Origin of the sequence: Sphingomonas ginsenosidimutans (genome assembly GCF_002374835.1) — a bacterium.
In the GTDB taxonomy this organism is placed as follows: domain Bacteria; phylum Pseudomonadota; class Alphaproteobacteria; order Sphingomonadales; family Sphingomonadaceae; genus Sphingomonas; species Sphingomonas ginsenosidimutans.
Genome location: NZ_NWVD01000008.1, coordinates 116,659 through 134,125, shown reverse-complemented (window position 1 = coordinate 134,125; position 17,467 = coordinate 116,659). Strand labels below are relative to the sequence as shown.

Below are 17,467 nucleotides of genomic sequence, written 5' to 3'. Positions count from 1 at the left end.
GCAATCGGCTAGCGAAGCGCGATCATGCTGTTCGCGCTTCGCCTGCTGCTCAAGGTCGTCATCGGCTTCGTCATCGTGTCGGTGCTGTGGGTCGCGATCTATGCGGTCGTCCCCCCGCCCTTCACCTTCACGATGGCGGGCGACCTGATCGCCGGCCATTCCGTCACGAAGGACTGGACCCCGCTGTCGCGGATCGACCCGGACATGCCGCGCGCCGCGATCGCGGGGGAGGATTCGCGTTTCTGCTCGCACCATGGCTTCGACTGGCGCGGGATCGCCGCGGCGGCGAAGAGCAACATGGAGGGCGGGCGCATCCGCGGCGGATCGACGATCAGTCAGCAGACCGCCAAGAACGCCTTCCTGTTCCAGGGCGGCGGCTATCTGCGCAAGGCGCTGGAGGCGTGGTTCACCGTCCTGATCGAGACGATCTGGGGCAAGAAGCGGATCATGGAGGTGTACCTCAACATCGCCGAGACCGGGATCGGCACCTATGGTGTCGAGGCCGGCGCCGAACGGTATTTCGGCCATTCCGCCGCGACGCTGACCCCAATGGAGGCGGGCCGGATCGCCGCCGTCCTGCCGCTGCCCAAGAAGCGCGAGGCGGTCGACCCGCGCGGTTTCGTGCGACGGCACGGCAACGCACTGTCGCGCTATGTCGGGGTGGTGAAGCGGGCGGGGCTGGACAGCTGTCTGAAGTGAGGGGAGCAGGCCGTGACGACGCCGCCTGCCCTCCCCGAAACGTCGCCCCAGCGCAGGCTGGGGCCTCGCGCGGCTACTGCCACCGGGAGATCCCAGCCTGCGCTGGGATGACGTCCCGCGCGAAGGTCGTTACTTCGTCGCGCTGTCGATCGCGCCGCCGGCCTTGTCGGCGGTCTTCTCGACGCTCTGCGCGGCCGAGGTGATCGCATTGTTCTTCGCGGTTTCGCTGTCGCTGCGCATCAGCACGAAATAGGCCGCGACCAGCACCGCGACCAGGATCGCGGCACCGATCAGCAACCCGCCACCGCCGCCGCGGCGTTCGATGATCGTCGTATGCGGCGTCTGCGTTACCCGGTCGTCCGTCATGGCATCCTCCTGTCATGGATCAGCCAAAAATCGACGCACGGCCGGATTGTTCCGCTATCGCAAGCAGTTCGCCCGGAAAACCGGCCGGCGATCAGAACGGCAGCTTGAACCCCGGCGGCAGCGGCAGCCCGCTGGTCATTTTGGCCATTTCGGCGGAAGAGGCGGCGTCGGCCTTGGCGCGTGCGTCGTTGAACGCGGCGGCGACCAGATCCTCCAGCATCTGCTTTTCGGACGGGACGATCAGCGAATCGTCGATCGCGACCGCGATGATCCTGCCCTTGGCGGACGCCTTGACCTTGACCAGGCCGCCGCCCGCAGCGCCCTCCACCTCGATCGTGTCTAGGCTGTCCTGCGCCTTTTGCAGCTCGTTCTGGACGTTCTGCGCCATGGCCAGGATGTCGTTGATATCCTTCACGTGATACTCCGCTTGGCTGGTTTGGGTTCGATCAGTTCGGCATCGGGAAACGCCCGGAACGCGGCATCGACCACCGGATGCGTGCGCGCGGCATCATGGCGCGCCTGCACCACGTCCTGCTCCGCCTCGAACACGGTCGGCGCTCCGGGCAGGTCGGCCATCGAAATCTGCCACGGCTTGCCCGTCGCCTCGCGCAGCACCGCCGCCAGATCGCCCAGCGTATCGGTTGACAGCGGGCGGTTGCCGCTCAGCACGATCTCGCCCGGCTTGTAGCTGACCAGGCTGGCGCCGCGCTTCAGCCGGACGAGCAGGTCGAGCTTCCCGATCTCGTCCAGCAGCGCCAGCACGCCCGCGAACTCGCCGGGCATGCGATCGGCGGGCGCGGGCGGTGCGGGCGGCGGCGGCGACGCGGATGTGGCGGCGGCGGGCAACGGCCCGCCCTGCGCCAGCCGCCGCGCCAGATCGGCCGGATCGGGCAAGGTGGACGCGTGGATCGCGCGCAGGATCGCCATCTCCGCGGTTTCGATCGGCAGCGCGGCGCGCGCCACCTCCTCATGCCCCTTCAGGAACAATTGCCACAGGCGGTGGAGCGCGGGGAAGGACAGTGTCCCCGCCCAGTCGCGATAGGCGGCGCGCTCCTCGACCGGCTGCGCCGGATCGTCGGCGGCGCCGACCTTCACCTGGGTGATGCCGTGCACCGCCTCCATCAGCGCGCGGATCACGCCCAGCGGATCGACGCCCAGGTCGTACTGCCGGCGGATCGCCGCCAGCGCGCCGGGCGCGTCGCCGGCCAGGATCAGCGCCAGCAGGTCGCGCACGGCATTGCGATCCGACAGGCCCAGCATGTCGCGTACCGCATCGGCGCGCACCCCGCCGCCGGCCATGTCGGCATGGGCGATCGCCTGATCGAGGATCGACAGACCGTCGCGCGCGGACCCTTCCGCCGCGCGCGCGATCAGCGCCAGCGCCTCCGGCTCCGCCTCGGCCCCCTCCGCCGCGACCACATGCGCGAAATGCTTCGCCAGCAGTTCGGCGGGAATGCGGCGCAGGTCGAACCGCTGGCAGCGCGACAGCACCGTCACCGGCACCTTGTTCACCTCCGTCGTGGCGAACAGGAACTTCACATGCGCGGGCGGCTCCTCCAGCGTCTTGAGCAGGCCGTTGAACGCCGCCTTCGACAGCATGTGGACTTCGTCGATAATGTAGATCTTGTAGCGCGCCGACACCGCGGCATAGCGCGACGCCTCGATGATCTCGCGGATGTCGTCGATGCCGGTGTGGCTGGCGGCGTCCATCTCGATCACGTCGATATGGCGGCCCTCCGCGATCGCGCGGCACGGCTCGCACACCCCGCACGGCGCGATCGTCGCCCCGCCCTGCCCGTGCGGGCCGATGCAGTTGAGCGCCTTTGCGATCAGCCGCGCGGTGCTGGTCTTGCCCACCCCGCGCACGCCGGTCAGCAGGAAGGCATGCGCGATCCGGTCACGCTTGATCGCATTGGCCAGCGTCTGGACCATCGGTTCCTGCCCGATCAGCGCGTCGAACGTCTGCGGGCGATATTTGCGCGCCAGCACGCGATACGGCTGCGCGCCGGCCGGTGGCGCAGGGGGCGCGCCCAGATCGAGGGAGTCGGACATTGCGTTGCGATATAGGCACGCCAACGCGCGCTGTCGAAGGCGGAGATAATCGTCGCGCGATCCGGGCGAATGCCCGGCGTCAGGCGGGGTTCGCCGGTAACGGTGGTAGTATGCTGTCGTCCTGGGTTCCGGCGTTCGCCGGAACACGGTTGAGCCGCCGCGGTCGGCGTGCTCCTGCGCAGGCAGGAGCCCAGGGTTATGTCGCGCGACGGGTGATGCCGCACGTTTCCGTGATGGTCCAAGACGGGCTAGATGCGCCGCGGCGAAGCCGCGTCGTCGGACGGGTTCGGCCTTTACCCGCCCGTCGGCCGCGCTGGCGCGTCGTGCGGCGAGGATCGCCGCCTGCGCTCGGCGCGGTGGGAGCCGGGACGACCCGCGGCGAAATCGTTGTGGCTGCTTCCGTCAGGACCTGACCAGGTTGGCGACGACCACGTCCGCCCGACTCCCGCGCGCCATATGGCCGAGCCGGGCGGCGGGTTCAAGACCCATCGCCCGGCGGCCGGTCACGCCGTCACCAGCGCGCGCGATAGCAGCGGCGCACCGGGCCGTAATAGCTGTCCTGCCAGCGACATACCGTCCGCACGTCGCCCCACTGACGCCCGCGGTTCCAGCGCGGGCCGCGATCCCAGCGCGTGCCGCGGTTCCAGTGGCGGCCGCGATCCCAATGCCGTCCCGGTCCACGATCCCAGCCGGGGCCACGGTCCCAGCCCGGCCCGCGCGGATGCGCCGCGGCGGCGGTGGGGGTCAGCGCGCTCGCCGCAACGACGCCGGCGATGCTCAGTGCGATCAGTTTCATGTGCACCTACTCCTGCTCATGGTCTGTGTTGACAGACTAGGGCCGGGGCGCTGCACCTCCCCTGAACCTCACGGTAATCTCACGGTCAGCTTCCCCAGCGCCGCGTCGATCTGCACCTGGCACGCCAGCCGGCTGGTGCGGCGCGCGCCGGGGACGAGGTCGAGCATGTCCTCCTCCTCCTCGCCCGGCGGGGGGAGAAGATCGAAATCGGCGGCCTCGACGATCACATGGCAGGTCGCACACGCCAGATCGCCGCCGCACGTCCCCTCCAGCGGCTGGCCCGCGCGCTGCGCCACGTCCAGCAATCGCTCGCCTTGGGTCGCGGCTTCTTCCCGCACCGTGCCATCCGGCGCGACGAAGACGACGTTCATGCCGCCACCCGCTGCGCATCCGCCGCCGCGACGATCCGGTCGAGGGCGCCGCCAAGCTCGTCCACGGTCGTATAGCGCCCGAAGCCGATGCGGATCGAGGAGCGCGCCGCCGCCTCCGACAGCCCGATCGCGCGCAGCACGTGGCTGGCGCGTCCCGATCCGCTGGCACAGGCGGATCCGGCGGAAAAGGCAACATCGCGCAGGTCGCTCATCAACCGGTTGACGTCCAGCCCGTCGCGCCGGACGTTGATGTTACCGCGATAGCGATGCGCGCGCGATCCGTTGACGGCCCAGCCCGCCAGCCGTGCGCAAGCCACATCCCACAGGCGACCGACATGATCCGCGTCGGCCGCCGCGCGTTCCCTCAGAAGTTGCGCCGCCACCCCGAACCCCGCGCACAACGCCGGGGACAGCGTGCCCGACCGCCCGCCCTCCTGATCGCCGCCATGCAGCAGCGGGGCGGGCGCGATCCCGTCGCGCCGCCACAAGGCCCCGATCCCCTTGGGACCATGGACTTTGTGCGCGGAGATCGCGATCAGATCGACGCCATCGGGGATCGGCACCCGGCCATAGCCCTGCACCGCATCCACCAGCATCCATGCACCCGCATCACGCGCGAGCGCGGCCAGCTCCGCGACCGGCTGGATCACGCCGATCTCGTTGTTGACCAGCATCACGGCGACCAGCGCGGTGCCGGGCAGGATCGCGCCGCGCGCCGCGTCCATGTCGACTAGCCCATCCGCGCCGACCGGCAACACGACGGTATCGCCACCGCGCGCCGCGACCGCATCCAGCACCGCGGCATGTTCGGTGGCGATCGTCACCACCCGCCCGGCGGGCGCGCCCTTGATCGCCCAGTTGAGCGCCTCGGTCGCACCGCCGGTGAAGGCGACGCGGCCGCCTGCGGGCAGCAGCGCGGCGACGCGATCGCGCGCCACCTCCACCGCGGCGCGCGCGGCGCGGCCGGCGCGGTGCGGCGAATGGGGGTTGGCGTGCTGGTCGCGAAGCCACGGCAGCATCGCCTCGAATGCCTCGGGCGCCAGCGGGGTGGTCGCCTGGTAATCGAGGTAGGTCACGCCGCGACCCGCCGCGCATCCTTCGCCACGGCGCGCCATGCCGCGACGAACCGCTCCACCTCGTCTCGGGTCGTCGTCCGGCCGAAGCTGACGCGCACCACCTCGCGGGTCGACTCCTCGTTCCACCCCATCGCGCGCAGGACGTGGCTGGGCTTCAGGCTGCCGCTGGCGCAGGCGCTGCCCGCCGAGACCGCGATCCCGCTTATGTCGAAGCGGATCAGCTGCGCCGCCGCCGCGACGCCGGGCATCCGGTACGATCCGATCGCGGCATGACGCGGCGCGGCATCCGCCACCACCTCGCCCCCCGAACGGCGGATCGCGTCGTCGAGGTACGCGCGCAGTTCGGCATGGTCCGGCTCCGGCTCGGCCAGCGCGGCGGCATAGCCGAGCACGCCCGGCAGATTCTCGGTCCCGGGGCGATAGCCGCGCTCCTGCCCGCCGCTGGGGCTGAGCAGCGCCAGATCGCGGACCAGCAGCGCACCGACGCCGGGCGGGCCCCCGCGCTTGTGCGCGGACACCGCGACCAGATCGGCATGCTCGGCCAGCTCGGCCGATGCGGGCATCTGCGCCGCATCGACCAGCAGCACCCCGCCCTGCGCATGGACCGCTGCGGCGATCGGCGCGATCGGCTGTTTCACGCCCGTCTCGCTGTTACACCATTGCACCGCGACCAGCGCGTCGCCGACATCCGCCAGCGCGGCCATGTCGACCAGTCCGTCGGGCCCGACCGGCAGCACCGGCGCGCTGCCCGCCGCGCGCAGCGCCGCGTCATGCTCCACCGCCGACACGAACCGGCGCGCCCGCATCGCGCGCCCGATGCCGATCGCCAGCGATTCGCTCGCCCCGCTGGTGAACAGCAGTTCGTGGCGCCAGCCATAGGCGGCGGCGACCGCGCCGCGTACCGCCTCCAGCCGCGCGCGCGCGGCACGCCCCTCCGCATGGGGCGACGACGGATTGGCCCAGTCGCGCAGGCCCTGCGCCACCGCGTCGCGCGCGGCAGCGGTCATCGGCGTGGTGGCGGCATGGTCCAGATACAGGCGCCCGTCCGGGTTCGGGCCAGCGGTTGCGGTCAAGAAACGTTCCCTTATCGCACGGCGACCCTATATAGCGCGCTTTCCGCGCGGCCCAACGCCCGCCCAAAAGAACAAGAGTGACCATGCCCGAAGTCATCTTTCCCGGACCCGAAGGCCGCATCGAAGGCCGCTTCGCCCCCGCTCCCAAGCCGCGCGCGCCGGTCGCGATGATCCTGCACCCGCATCCCAATGCGGGCGGCACGATGAACGACCGCATCGTCCAGAACCTGTACAAGACGTTCCAGCGCCGCGGCTTCGCGACGCTGCGCTTCAACTTCCGCGGCGTGGGCAAGAGCCAGGGGACGTTCGACAACGGCATCGGCGAACTGTCCGACGCGGCTTCCGCGCTCGACTGGGTGCAGAGCTTCCATGCCGAGGCGTCGTCGACATGGATCGCGGGCTTCGGCTTCGGCGCGTGGATCGGGATGCAGCTGCTGATGCGGCGCCCGGAAATCCGCGGCTTCATCTCGGTCGCCCCGCCCGCCAACATGTTCGACTTCAGCTTCCTGGCGCCGTGCCCGTCGTCGGGCATCATCATCCAGGGCGCCGAGGACGAGGTGGCGACCCCGCTGGCGACTCAGAAGCTGGTCGACAAGCTGCGCACGCAGAAGCACATCACGATCCACCACGACGTGATCCCGCGCGCCAACCACTTCTTCGAGCATGAACTGGACGACCTGATGAAGTCGGTCGACACGTACCTGGACATGCGGCTGGATCCGAACAGCCCGATCAAGTGACGCTGGCGTGAGCGGATCGGCACCGCTGATCCGCGCCTCGCGCGCCAGCGCGGCCGGCGACGCATCGCGCCGTCCGACGACGCGGGCGTTGCCCGCGGCGCGCCGCCTGGAGGTGCAGCAAGAGCCGACAGCGGCCCCAGCCTGCGCTGGGGCGACGAATTCCCGGCCGTCACCCCCAGCGAAGGCTGGGGTCTTCCTCCGCCAGCGCGACGCCCGCTCACATCGTCCCGATCAGCACGTTGCCCACCAGCACCGCGGCCATCACCAGCATCAGCGCGCCCTTCTTCCGGTCGCGGCCGGTGGCGATCAGATAGCCGCCGCCGATCAGGCAGGCGATCGCGCCGAGCATCGCGATCGCGGGCGCAGCGCCGGCGATCGCGTTCATGCCACGTCCCCCGCCAGCGCGCGGGCATAGGCATCCATGTCGACATTGCCCCCCGACAGGATCACCAGCATCCCCGGCTCGGGCGGCACCTTCCCCGCCAGCACCGCCGCCAGCGCCGCCGCGCCGCCCGGCTCGATCACCAGCCGCAGCCGCTGCGCGGCCCAGCGTTGCGCCGCGGCGACCTCGCGCTCGCTCACCGCCACGCCGGTCGCGTCGCGGCGCGACAGCACGTCGAAGGTCAACGGCGAGACCTGCGGGGTCTGGAGCGAATCGCATGCGGTCGGCGGCGGATTGGGGCCGACCGGCTCGATCCAGCTCGCCTCCAGGCTGCGGCGCATGTCGTCCCAACCCTCCGGCTCGACGACGGTGATCCGCGCCTCCTTCAGCGCCAGCGCGATCCCCGCCGACAGGCCGCCACCGCCGCACGGCACGACGACATGGGTTGGTGCGCCCAGCCCCGCGTCGATCATCTGCCGCTCCGCCTCGATCCCGGCGCTGCCCTGCCCCTCGATTACCCAGGGGTCGTCGAAACTGGGGACCAACGTCGCGCCACGCGCCGCCGCCAGCTGGCCAGCGATCGCCTCGCGGCTTTGCGTCGCGCGGTCGTAGTCGACCACCTCGGCACCGAGCGCCAGCGTCGACTCGCGCTTCGCGCGCGGCGCGTCGGCGGGCATTACGATCGTTGCGATCATGCCCAGCCGCCGCGCCGCCCAGGCGATTCCCTGCGCGTGATTCCCCGACGAAAAGGCCACGACCCCCTTCGCGCGCGCCGAGTCGCTCATCGCGGTCAGCCGGTGCCACGCGCCGCGAATCTTGAACGCACCGATCGGCTGTAACGACTCCACCTTGAAGACGATCGGTATCCCACTGATGTCGTGGGTGAAAATCGGGGTCGGCGGCAGGATTTGCGCGATCTTGGCCGCGGCGTCCCGTACCCCAGCGCGCGTCGGCTGTCGCATAAACGTCACATTTGCACCTTTCGTCGCATCAGCCACTTTACAAGGCCGAACGTCGATCATATTTCGCGCCTCCGCTGCCCCATGGGACTTCCAACCGCAAGGCAGCTTTTTGTCACCGTATGCCGCAAGGCAATTGGAGGTCCCTTGAGTTGCACCAGCATCATCGCGCGCTGGGGCTAGCTGCCCCCTCGACCGCTTCCGCCACCTCCATCGGTGGAGCGATCGACATCGCCGCCCGTCGGCCGGTTCAGCCGGTGACGATCGTCCGTCCGCACGCAGCGGCACGGGCCGCCCGCTTCTTCACGGAGAAGTTTCCGGGCCGCTCGATGTACGCGGTGAAGGCGAACCCGTCGCCCGACCTAATCCGCATCCTCTACGACAATGGCGTGACGACGTTCGACGTCGCGTCGATCGCAGAGGTGCGTCTGGTCGCCCGTACCGTGCCCGACGCCACGCTCTGCTTCATGCACCCGGTCAAGGCCGAGGAAGCGATCGCCGAGGCGTATTTCACGCACGGCGTGCGCACCTTCTCGCTCGACAGCATGGAAGAGCTGTCGAAGATCGTCCGCGCCACCCGCGGCGCGACCGACCTGACGCTATGCGTCCGGCTGCGCGTGTCGTCGGAACATTCGAAGCTGTCGCTGGGCGCCAAGTTCGGCGTCGCGCCGGATGAGGCCAAGGAGCTGCTGCTCGCTACCCGCCAGGTCGCCGATGCGCTGGGCATCTGCTTCCACGTCGGGTCGCAGGCGATGACGCCGAACGCCTATGCCGAGGCGATGGAGCGCGTGCGCCAGGCGATCGTCGCGGCCGCCGTCACGGTGGACGTGATTGACGTGGGCGGCGGGTTCCCGTCGGCCTATCCGGGCATGGTGCCTGCGCCGCTGGAGCTGTATTTCGAGACGATCCACCGCGCCTTCGAAAGCCTGCCGATCAGCTATTCGGCGGAACTGTGGGCGGAGCCGGGCCGGGCGCTGTGCGCGGAATACAGCTCGGTCGTGGTGCGCGTCGAGCGTCGCCGCGGCGAGGAACTGTATATCAACGACGGGGCCTATGGCGCGCTGTTCGATGCCGCGCACATTGGCTGGAAATATCCGGTGGCGCTGCTGCGCGAGCCGGAATCGACCGTCCGCGATCATCCGTTCAGCTTCTGGGGTCCGACCTGCGACGATCTGGATCACATGCCGGGGCCGTTTCCGCTGCCCGCGGACGTGACCGTCGGCGATTATATCGAGATCGGGATGCTCGGCGCCTATGGCGCGGCGATGCGCACGGCGTTCAACGGCTTCACCTCCGACGAGACGGTGGTGGCCACCGACGAGCCGATGGTGTCGCTGTATCTCGCGGCGGCGCCGCGGGTCGCCAGCAACGTCGTCACGCTGTAACCGAACGACTTCACTGATTCGGCGGCGGTGCGGGACGATCCCCGCGCCGCCGCCGTGCGGGTTTTCGCGTCCCCCTCAACGACGTGCGTTACCCTGTGGGAGCCACCCATGACCGACACCCTCACCAAGACCGCGGCCGCCAACGCGCCGATCAACGACACCCGCAAGGCGGAACTGCTGTCGAAGACGGTCAAGCACATCGACATCAAGAGCTTCGACGCGCGCCCGATTGTCGATGCGATGGCCGACATGAGCTTCACCAGCCGCGACCTGGGCCGCGCGACGAAGATCTACAACCAGATGCTGGCCGACAAGGACTGCACGGTGTGCCTCGTCATCGCCGGCTCGACCTCGGCGGGCGGGTGCATGGACCTGTATGCCGATCTGGTGCGCAACAACATGGTCGACGTGATCGTCGCCACCGGCGCCTCGATCGTCGACATGGATTTCTTCGAAGGGCTGGGCCACAAGCATTACCAGGCGCTGGAGATCCCCGACGACGACACGCTGCGCTCGCTGTATATCGACCGCATCTACGACACCTACATCGACGAGGAGCAGCTGCAGGACTGCGACTTCACGATCAACAAGATCGCCGAGTCGCTGGAGCCCAAGCCCTATTCGTCGCGCGCGTTCATCCGCGAGATGGGCAAGTACCTGGCCGAGCACGGCAAGAAGGAGAACAGCCTCGTCAAGCTTGCCTATGAGCATGACGTTCCGATCTTCTGCCCGGCGTTCGTCGACAGCTCGGCCGGGTTCGGGCTGGTCAAGCATCAGGTCGATGCCGCGAAGGAAGGCCGCCCGTACATGGTGCTGGACGCGATCGCCGACTTCCGCGAGCTGACGCAGATCAAGATCGAGGCGGGCGTCACCGGCCTGTTGATGATCGGCGGCGGCGTGCCGAAGAACTTCATCCAGGACACCGTCGTCTGCGCCGAGATCCTTGGCCACCACGACGTCGAGGTGCACAAGTACGCGGTGCAGATTACCGTCGCCGACGTGCGCGACGGCGCCTGTTCGTCCTCCACGCTGCAGGAAGCGGCCAGCTGGGGCAAGGTGAACACCGCGATCGAGCAGATGGTGTTCGCGGAGGCCGGCTCGGTCATGCCGCTGCTGGCGTCGGACGCCTATCACCGCGGCCTGTGGAAGGACCGCCCGGTGCGCAAGTGGGCGTCGATCTTCCCCGCCTGATAGCGCCCCCGATCGAAATGTGAGAAGCCTCCCTCGTAACGGTACGGGGGAGGCTTTTTCATGCACGCGGAGATTCTGCGCCCGGTGGTGGTGCTGATCGGCTGGTCGCTGGTCATGCTGGCATGGGTGATCGCGACGCGCCTGCCGGCGATGCGCGCGGCGGGGGTCGACTTGGCGCGGCTGGTGGGATCGAAGGCAAGCGACGCCGATGCCGCGCTGCCGCCGCACATCCAGTGGAAGGCGCATAACTACAACCACCTGATGGAGCAGCCGACGCTGTTCTATGCGGTGTGCGGGGTGATCGCGTTGACCGGCACCGGCAACGGCGTCAACGCCTGGATCGCCTGGGCCTATGTCGCATTGCGGATCGCGCACAGTCTGGTGCAGACGACCGTCAACCGGGTACAGCCGCGTTTCATGCTGTTCCTCGCCTCCACGCTCGCGCTCGCCGCGCTGACGCTCCACGCCGCGCTGGCGGTATTCTGATGGCCAGGGGCGAGACGTTCGAGCGCCACCGCCAGCCGTGGACCGCAGACGAAATCCAGAAGCTGCATACGCTCGCCAAGAAGGGCATGGCGCTGAAGGCGATCGCCAAGGCGCTGAAGCGCAGCGAGGAATCGACCAGGGACCGCGCCAAGGCCGACGGACTGTCGATCGCCAAGCTGCGCTGACCGTGCCCTAGTCGCCGGCAAATCCCCAGGCGGAAACCCCGCGTTCGCGCTCGTTGACCAGCAGCGCGCGGCCGGCGGGCGGCGCCGACCGCTGCGGGCAGGCGCTGCGGTGGCACATCCGGCACCCCGTGCCGATCGGGGTCGCGGCGCCGTCCAGATCGACGCCGCGCGCCGCCGCCAGCGCGCCGGCCTGCGCCGTCGCGACGCCCAGCCCGATCGCGAATTCGGCGGCGACGATATTGGCCCCCGCCCCCACCCCGCCGCCCTGCGCCGCGACCGCGCGCGCGATCGTGAACCAGCGCGCACCGTCCTCCAGCTCGACCAGCTGCGTCACCGGATGCCCGGCACGGTCGAAGGCGTGGTGCAGCCGCCATAGCGGGCAGCGCGCCTCCCCCTCGACCAGCGGCGACTGGCTGGCCCCTGCGAATCGCTTCGACGGCTGGCCCGCGCGGTCGATGCGGATCATGAAGAAGGCCAGCCCGCGCGCGCCGACGCGCTGGAGCGTGGTCAGCCGGTGCGCGACCTGTTCGAACCCCACGCCGAAGCGGCGTTGCAGGATATCCAGGTCATAGCCGGTCGCCTCGCACGCGCGCAGGAAGCGGGCATAGGGCATCATGATCGCGGCAGCGAAATAGCTGGCGAGGTGGCGGCGGAACAGCCGCTCCGCCGCGCGATCCTGGAAGCCCGCGCCGCGCGCCAGCGCTTCGATCTCGGTACGCGCCTCCAGTTGCGCCAGCTGGACCGCCAGCGCGAAAGTACGCGCGGACGGGTCCAGCCGCTCGCTCAGCTGCAATTGCCGCGCGTGCAGGTCCAGCCGGCGGAGCAGGTCGGGCATCACCTCCACCGGCAGGATGCGGATCGCCAGCCCGTGGCGGACGCGCAATCGCTCGACCAGCGCGCCGTACAGGTCGGCCGCGACCAACCGCAGGTCGTCGGCGACCGCTTCCGCCGCGGCGTCCAGGTCGGGGAAATGGTTGCGCCAACGTTCGATCTCGCGGCGCACCGCGCCGGACGGGTCGTCGCCGGTGGCGGCCGGTGCGGGGCCGGTCCCGCCGCCGCCGATCCGGTCGAACGCGCGCGCGAATGCCTCCACCCCGCCCGGCGCGGCGGCCAGCCATTCCTCCACCTCGGCACGGTCGATCTCGATATCGGCGAACATCGGGTCGCCCAGCCGGCGGCGCACCGCGTCGGCCCCGCCGCCCGGTTCGCCCGCGGCCAGCGCGCGCGCGTCGAAATCGTAGCGTTCGGCCAGCTCGACCAGCAGCCCGGCCGGCAGCGCCCGCTGATTGCGTTCGATCAGGTTCAGATAGCTGGCGGAAATGTCGAGCGTCTCGGCCATCGCCGCCTGCGTCAGCCCCAGCCGGCGGCGCAGTCGTTTGACCGCATGTCCCGCCAGCACCTTCTCCCGCACCATCGCCAATCCTGTAAATACTTTACAATATGACGCTCATTTATCTCGTTTCCACTAACGATGCGACACGAAAGCGCATGAAATTGTCTCATCGCCCGTCGATTCGTGGATTACACACGTCTCACACGGAAGGAGACACCCGATGACCAACGAACCCGCCCGCAGCCGCGCCGTCTTCTCCACCGAAGACTTCGGCCTGATGAAAGAAGCCGTCGCGCATTACGTCCGCCAGATCGCCGACGATCCGCGCTCCTCGAAATTCTCCGCGCTCTACCACCGCCTCGGCCGGCTCGGCTGAGGCCACCCGCTTATCGCTTCCTGGGGAGGAAGGGTGTCCCGCCGGTGCTGCAACGGTGCCGGCGGGCACTTCCGCAGCGCCCCGACCCCAAGCAAAAGGACATTCCGCACGTGACCTATCAGGACAACATCGCCTCCGCCGCGCAAGCGATCGGCGCCCGCAACGGCACGTGGGACGGGATCGACGCCGAAGCGGTGGCACGCATGAAGCTGCAGAACCGCTTCAACACCGGGCTGGATATCGCGAAATACACCGCCGCGATCATGCGCCGCGACATGGCCGCCTATGATGCGGATCCCGCCAGTTACACCCAGTCGCTGGGCTGCTGGCACGGCTTCATCGGGCAGCAGAAGCTCATCAGCATCAAGAAGCATTTCGGTACCACCAAAGGCCGCTACCTGTACCTGTCGGGCTGGATGGTCGCCGCGCTGCGCAGCGACTTCGGCCCGTTGCCCGACCAATCGATGCACGAAAAGACCAGCGTGCCCGCGCTGATCGAGGAGCTGTACACCTTCCTGAAGCAGGCCGACGCCCGCGAACTGGGAATGATGTTCCGCGATCTGGACAAGGCGCGTCAGAGCGGCAACGAGGTGGAGGCGCAGCGGCTGATCCACGCGATCGACCACTACGAAACGCATGTCGTGCCGATCATCGCCGATATCGATGCCGGGTTCGGCAACGCCGAGGCGACCTACCTGCTCGCCAAGAAGATGATCGAGGCGGGCGCCTGCGCGCTCCAGATCGAGAACCAGGTGTCCGACGAAAAGCAGTGCGGCCACCAGGATGGCAAGGTCACCGTGCCGCACGAGGACTTCCTCGCGAAGGTGCGCGCGTGCCGCTACGCCTTCCTGGAACTGGGCGTCGACGACGGCGTCATCGTGACGCGCACCGATTCGCTGGGTGCCGGCCTGACCAAGCAGATCGCCTATTCCAAGGAGCCGGGCGACATCGGCGACCAGTATAACGCCTTCCTCGATTGCGAGGAGGTGACCGACGTCACGCAATTGCGCGGCGACGTGGTGATCGAGCGCGACGGCAAGCTGATGCGGCCCAAGCGGCTGGCGTCGAACCTGTTCCAGTTCCGCGAAGGCACCGGAGCCGACCGCTGCGTGCTCGACTGCATCACCAGCCTCCAGAACGGTGCCGACCTGCTGTGGATCGAGACCGAGAAGCCGCATATCGAGCAGATCGCCGGCATGGTCGACCGTATCCGCGCCGTCGTTCCCGACGCGAAGCTGGTGTACAACAACTCGCCCAGCTTCAACTGGACGCTCAACTTCCGCCAGCAGGTGTACGACCGCTGGGTCGAGGAGGGGCGCGACGTCGGCGGCTATGACCGGGCGAAGCTGATGAGCGCTGACTATGACGCGACCGAACTGGCGCGGCAGGCGGACGAGAATATCCGCACGTTCCAGAGGGATGCGTCGGCGCGAGCCGGCATCTTCCACCACCTCATCACGCTGCCGACCTATCACACCGCGGCGCTCAGCACCGACAATCTGGCGCGTGAATATTTCGGCGACGCGGCGATGCTGGGCTACGTCAAGAACGTGCAGCGGCAGGAGATCCGCCAGGGCATCGCCTGCGTGAAGCATCAGAACATGTCCGGCAGCGATATCGGCGACGATCACAAGGAATATTTCGCCGGTGACGCCGCACTGAAGGCGGGCGGGGTCCATAATACGATGAACCAGTTCGCCGCCTGATCGGCCGGCATCTTCATCGCGACACCCGCGGATCGCACGGTCCGCGGGTGTATTTTCTTGCAATACGACGCTCGACTGTCGCGGCCATGCCACAAACCGTCGCGGCGATGCGCCTGGGGCCGAACATCTTGTCGCTTCGCGGTTGCAGTATCGCGCGCTTCATGAGATGCCGCGATCTCCTATCCAGGGAGTATCGTATGAAGCTTCGTACCTATCTCGCTGCCGCTGCCGCCGCGTCGCTCGCGGTCGCTCCGGCGATGGCCGCTCCGGCCAACCCGGCTGCCAGCCTGTCGGTCGCCAAGTCGGCGCGCGCGTCGACCGCGTCGGTCAAGAAGAACGACGTCGCCGGTGGCGGCGTGATCGTCGCGATCCTGGCGGCGGCGGCGGTTGTCGCCGGCATCGTCATCATCGCCGACGACAACGACTCGGACAGCAACTAAGCTGACCGGACGGGGGAGGGAGCGGCCGGCCGCCCCTCCCCTGCCTACTTCTTCCGCCTCTCCGTCGTGTCGAGCGATGCTCCGCGACGCCGACAGGCCCCGCCAGCCGCGCCGCCCGGTCCGGGAAGAGGCCGGCACGCCGCCGTGGAACGGCGCACCCAACCGATCACGCTTCGCCCAGCGCCTCCGCCACGACGCGGTTGACGATCTTGCCGCCGCGCACGTTCACGCCCTCCATCAGCCCGGCATCCGCCTCGGCCGCGGCATAGCCGCGATCGGCGAGCGCGAGGCCATAGGGCAGCGTCGCATTGTTGAGCGCGTGGCTCGACGTCAGCGGCACCGCCCCCGGCATGTTCGCGACGCAATAGTGGATCACGCCATCGACCTCATAGGTCGGCTCGGCATGGGTAGTGGCGTGGCTGGTCTCGAAACAGCCGCCCTGATCGATCGCGACGTCGACCAGCACCGCGCGCGGTTTCATCAGCTTGAGCATCGGGCGCGTCACCAGCTTGGGCGCCGACGCGCCGGGGATCAGCACCGCGCCGATCACCGCATCGGCCTCCGACACCTCATGCTCGATCGACTCCAGCGTCGACACGCGCGTGCGCACCCGGCCCTGGAACAGCTCGTCCAGTTCGCGCAGCCGCGGGATCGAGCGATCGATGATCGTCACCTCCGCGCCCAGGCCCACCGCCATTCGCGCGGCATGGGTGCCGACCACGCCGCCACCCAACACGACGATCCGCGCCGGCTGCACGCCCGGCACGCCGCCGATCAGCACGCCGCGCCCGCCGTTCACCGCCTTCAGCGCGGTGCCCGCGGCCTCGATCGACAGCCGCCCGGCGACTTCGCTCATCGGCGCCAGCAGCGGCAGGTGCCCGCGCCCGTCGGTGACGGTTTCATAGGCCACGGCGGTAACGCCCGACGCCTGGAGCCCGCGCGCCTGCTCGGGATCGGGGGCGAGGTGCAGGTAGGTGAACAGGATCTGGTCCTCGCGCAGCTGCACCCACTCGCCCGGCTGCGGCTCCTTCACCTTCACCACCATCTGCGCGGTGGCGAACACCTCCGCGGCGGTATCGACGATCCGCGCGCCGGCGGCGCGATAGGTGTCGTCGTCGGCAGCGATCCCGGCACCGGCTTTCGTTTCCACGATCACCTCATGCCCGCGCGCGACATACTCGCGCACCGCGCCGGGCGTCAGGCCGACGCGATATTCATGGTTCTTGATTTCCTTGGGAACACCGACGCGCATCGTCTCTCTCCGTCTTCGCGATGAAGACGATCGTATCGCAATCCGCGCGCACGATCCGCGCGAAGTGCGCGCACGCTACTTGCGATGCCGTGATATTTCTGCGCCAATCCGCGTCATGACGCAGGAATATCCCGCCATCGACCGGATCGACCGGCGACTCATCGCGCTACTGCTCGCCAATGCGCGCGCCACCGCCTTCATGCTCGCGGACGCGATCGGGCGCTCGGCGAGCGCGGTCGGGCGGCGACAGCGCGCGCTGGAGGAAGCCGGCGTCATCACGGGCTACGAAGCGCGGGTCGATCTGGCGCGGCTCGGCTATCGCACGATCGTCCACATCAAGATGACGCTGGAAAGCCAGCGCAAGGACGTGCTGGAAGCGTTCGAGGCCGCGATCGTCACCAGCCCGTCGGTGGTGCGCTGTGACCTGATGTCGGGAAACGACGATTATCTGGTGACGGTGCGCGCGCGCGACCTGACGCATTTCGCCGCGATCCACCGCGAGGAACTGTCGCGGCTGCCCGGCGTCACCCGGATGGAATCGGGCTTCGTACTGCGCGAGGTGGTCAGCCCGCGCCTCCCCCTCGCGCTGCTCGACTAGC

Annotated in this window: 21 protein-coding genes and 1 other RNA gene; 10 read left to right on the top strand and 12 right to left on the bottom strand. The window is 69.0% G+C overall.

The window, feature by feature from the left end:
- The first annotated feature begins 24 nt into the window (after positions 1-24).
- Complete coding sequence (gene mtgA, locus COA17_RS15300; RefSeq protein WP_066485051.1) at positions 25-699, top strand: monofunctional biosynthetic peptidoglycan transglycosylase; 675 nt, start codon at positions 25-27, stop codon at positions 697-699.
- A gap of 129 nt (positions 700-828) precedes the next feature.
- Here mtgA and COA17_RS15295 read toward each other — a convergent pair whose 3' ends face one another.
- From COA17_RS15295 to COA17_RS15260, 8 genes are all read right to left on the bottom strand, one after another.
- Entirely contained in the window at positions 829-1,065 is a 237-nt protein-coding gene (locus COA17_RS15295) for a hypothetical protein (protein WP_066485056.1), read from the bottom strand.
- Between the two features lie 91 nt (positions 1,066-1,156).
- Positions 1,157-1,480, bottom strand: coding sequence for a YbaB/EbfC family nucleoid-associated protein (locus tag COA17_RS15290; protein WP_066485058.1), 324 nt, complete (start codon positions 1,478-1,480; stop codon positions 1,157-1,159).
- Positions 1,477-3,117, bottom strand: a complete 1,641-nt coding sequence (locus COA17_RS15285) for a DNA polymerase III subunit gamma/tau (protein ID WP_096613609.1) — start codon at positions 3,115-3,117, stop codon at positions 1,477-1,479. The genes COA17_RS15290 and COA17_RS15285 overlap by 4 nt, the downstream gene beginning before the upstream one ends.
- Before the next feature lie 354 nt (positions 3,118-3,471).
- Positions 3,472-3,565: signal recognition particle sRNA small type (gene ffs / locus COA17_RS15280), an RNA gene on the bottom strand.
- A gap of 63 nt (positions 3,566-3,628) precedes the next feature.
- Entirely contained in the window at positions 3,629-3,913 is a 285-nt protein-coding gene (locus COA17_RS15275; protein WP_096613607.1) for a hypothetical protein, read from the bottom strand.
- Positions 3,914-3,981: 68 nt separating this feature from the next.
- Positions 3,982-4,284 (bottom strand): 2Fe-2S iron-sulfur cluster-binding protein, encoded by a 303-nt coding sequence (locus COA17_RS15270; protein ID WP_096613605.1) that lies wholly within the window; start codon positions 4,282-4,284, stop codon positions 3,982-3,984.
- A complete protein-coding gene (locus COA17_RS15265) occupies positions 4,281-5,360 on the bottom strand; it encodes a cysteine desulfurase family protein (protein WP_070321842.1) in 1,080 nt (359 codons plus the stop codon). The genes COA17_RS15270 and COA17_RS15265 overlap by 4 nt, the downstream gene beginning before the upstream one ends.
- Complete coding sequence (locus COA17_RS15260) at positions 5,357-6,433, bottom strand: cysteine desulfurase family protein (RefSeq protein ID WP_281253333.1); 1,077 nt, start codon at positions 6,431-6,433, stop codon at positions 5,357-5,359. Before COA17_RS15260 ends, COA17_RS15265 begins: the two co-directional genes overlap by 4 nt.
- A gap of 83 nt (positions 6,434-6,516) precedes the next feature.
- Between COA17_RS15260 and COA17_RS15255 the strand changes: the two genes are divergently transcribed.
- Entirely contained in the window at positions 6,517-7,173 is a 657-nt protein-coding gene (locus COA17_RS15255) for an alpha/beta hydrolase (RefSeq protein ID WP_066491109.1), read from the top strand.
- Between the two features lie 217 nt (positions 7,174-7,390).
- On the opposite strand, the gene COA17_RS19465 is transcribed toward COA17_RS15255, so the two are convergent.
- Positions 7,391-7,558 (bottom strand): hypothetical protein, encoded by a 168-nt coding sequence (locus tag COA17_RS19465; protein WP_176484933.1) that lies wholly within the window; start codon positions 7,556-7,558, stop codon positions 7,391-7,393.
- Positions 7,555-8,517 carry a threonine ammonia-lyase gene (locus tag COA17_RS15250; protein WP_096613603.1) on the bottom strand — a complete coding sequence of 321 codons (963 nt, stop codon included), beginning with the start codon at positions 8,515-8,517 and terminating at the stop codon, positions 7,555-7,557. The genes COA17_RS19465 and COA17_RS15250 overlap by 4 nt, the downstream gene beginning before the upstream one ends.
- A gap of 149 nt (positions 8,518-8,666) precedes the next feature.
- Here COA17_RS15250 and COA17_RS15245 point away from each other — a divergent pair, with 149 nt between their 5' ends.
- From COA17_RS15245 to COA17_RS15230, 4 genes are all read left to right on the top strand, one after another.
- Complete coding sequence (locus COA17_RS15245; RefSeq protein WP_096613601.1) at positions 8,667-9,899, top strand: type III PLP-dependent enzyme; 1,233 nt, start codon at positions 8,667-8,669, stop codon at positions 9,897-9,899.
- A 108-nt stretch (positions 9,900-10,007) separates the two neighbouring features.
- The gene (locus COA17_RS15240) at positions 10,008-11,090 is read left to right on the top strand and encodes a 1,9-bis(guanidino)-5-aza-nonane synthase (protein ID WP_066491101.1); all 1,083 of its coding nucleotides are present in this window, start codon (positions 10,008-10,010) and stop codon (positions 11,088-11,090) included.
- A gap of 60 nt (positions 11,091-11,150) precedes the next feature.
- Complete coding sequence (locus tag COA17_RS15235; protein ID WP_096613599.1) at positions 11,151-11,576, top strand: MAPEG family protein; 426 nt, start codon at positions 11,151-11,153, stop codon at positions 11,574-11,576.
- Positions 11,576-11,761 (top strand): hypothetical protein, encoded by a 186-nt coding sequence (locus COA17_RS15230; protein WP_096613598.1) that lies wholly within the window; start codon positions 11,576-11,578, stop codon positions 11,759-11,761. The genes COA17_RS15235 and COA17_RS15230 overlap by 1 nt, the downstream gene beginning before the upstream one ends.
- Before the next feature lie 7 nt (positions 11,762-11,768).
- Here the strand turns inward: COA17_RS15230 and COA17_RS15225 are convergent, their stop codons facing one another.
- Positions 11,769-13,175, bottom strand: a complete 1,407-nt coding sequence (locus COA17_RS15225) for a helix-turn-helix domain-containing protein (RefSeq protein WP_096613597.1) — start codon at positions 13,173-13,175, stop codon at positions 11,769-11,771.
- A 139-nt stretch (positions 13,176-13,314) separates the two neighbouring features.
- Between COA17_RS15225 and COA17_RS19460 the strand changes: the two genes are divergently transcribed.
- The 3 genes from COA17_RS19460 (at position 13,315) to COA17_RS15215 (ending at position 15,616) form a co-directional block, all read left to right on the top strand.
- The gene (locus tag COA17_RS19460) at positions 13,315-13,470 is read left to right on the top strand and encodes a hypothetical protein (protein WP_169803552.1); all 156 of its coding nucleotides are present in this window, start codon (positions 13,315-13,317) and stop codon (positions 13,468-13,470) included.
- 110 nt (positions 13,471-13,580) lie between these two features.
- Complete coding sequence (locus tag COA17_RS15220; protein WP_096613596.1) at positions 13,581-15,176, top strand: isocitrate lyase; 1,596 nt, start codon at positions 13,581-13,583, stop codon at positions 15,174-15,176.
- Between the two features lie 197 nt (positions 15,177-15,373).
- Positions 15,374-15,616: a hypothetical protein gene (locus COA17_RS15215; RefSeq protein WP_096613595.1), complete on the top strand. Its 243-nt coding sequence runs from the start codon at positions 15,374-15,376 to the stop codon at positions 15,614-15,616.
- A 166-nt stretch (positions 15,617-15,782) separates the two neighbouring features.
- On the opposite strand, the gene ald is transcribed toward COA17_RS15215, so the two are convergent.
- Complete coding sequence (gene ald / locus COA17_RS15210) at positions 15,783-16,868, bottom strand: alanine dehydrogenase (RefSeq protein ID WP_096613594.1); 1,086 nt, start codon at positions 16,866-16,868, stop codon at positions 15,783-15,785.
- Between the two features lie 115 nt (positions 16,869-16,983).
- On the opposite strand from ald, the gene COA17_RS15205 reads away from it, so the two are divergent.
- Positions 16,984-17,466, top strand: a complete 483-nt coding sequence (locus COA17_RS15205) for an Lrp/AsnC family transcriptional regulator (RefSeq protein ID WP_066488927.1) — start codon at positions 16,984-16,986, stop codon at positions 17,464-17,466.
- Position 17,467: the final 1 nt, after the last annotated feature.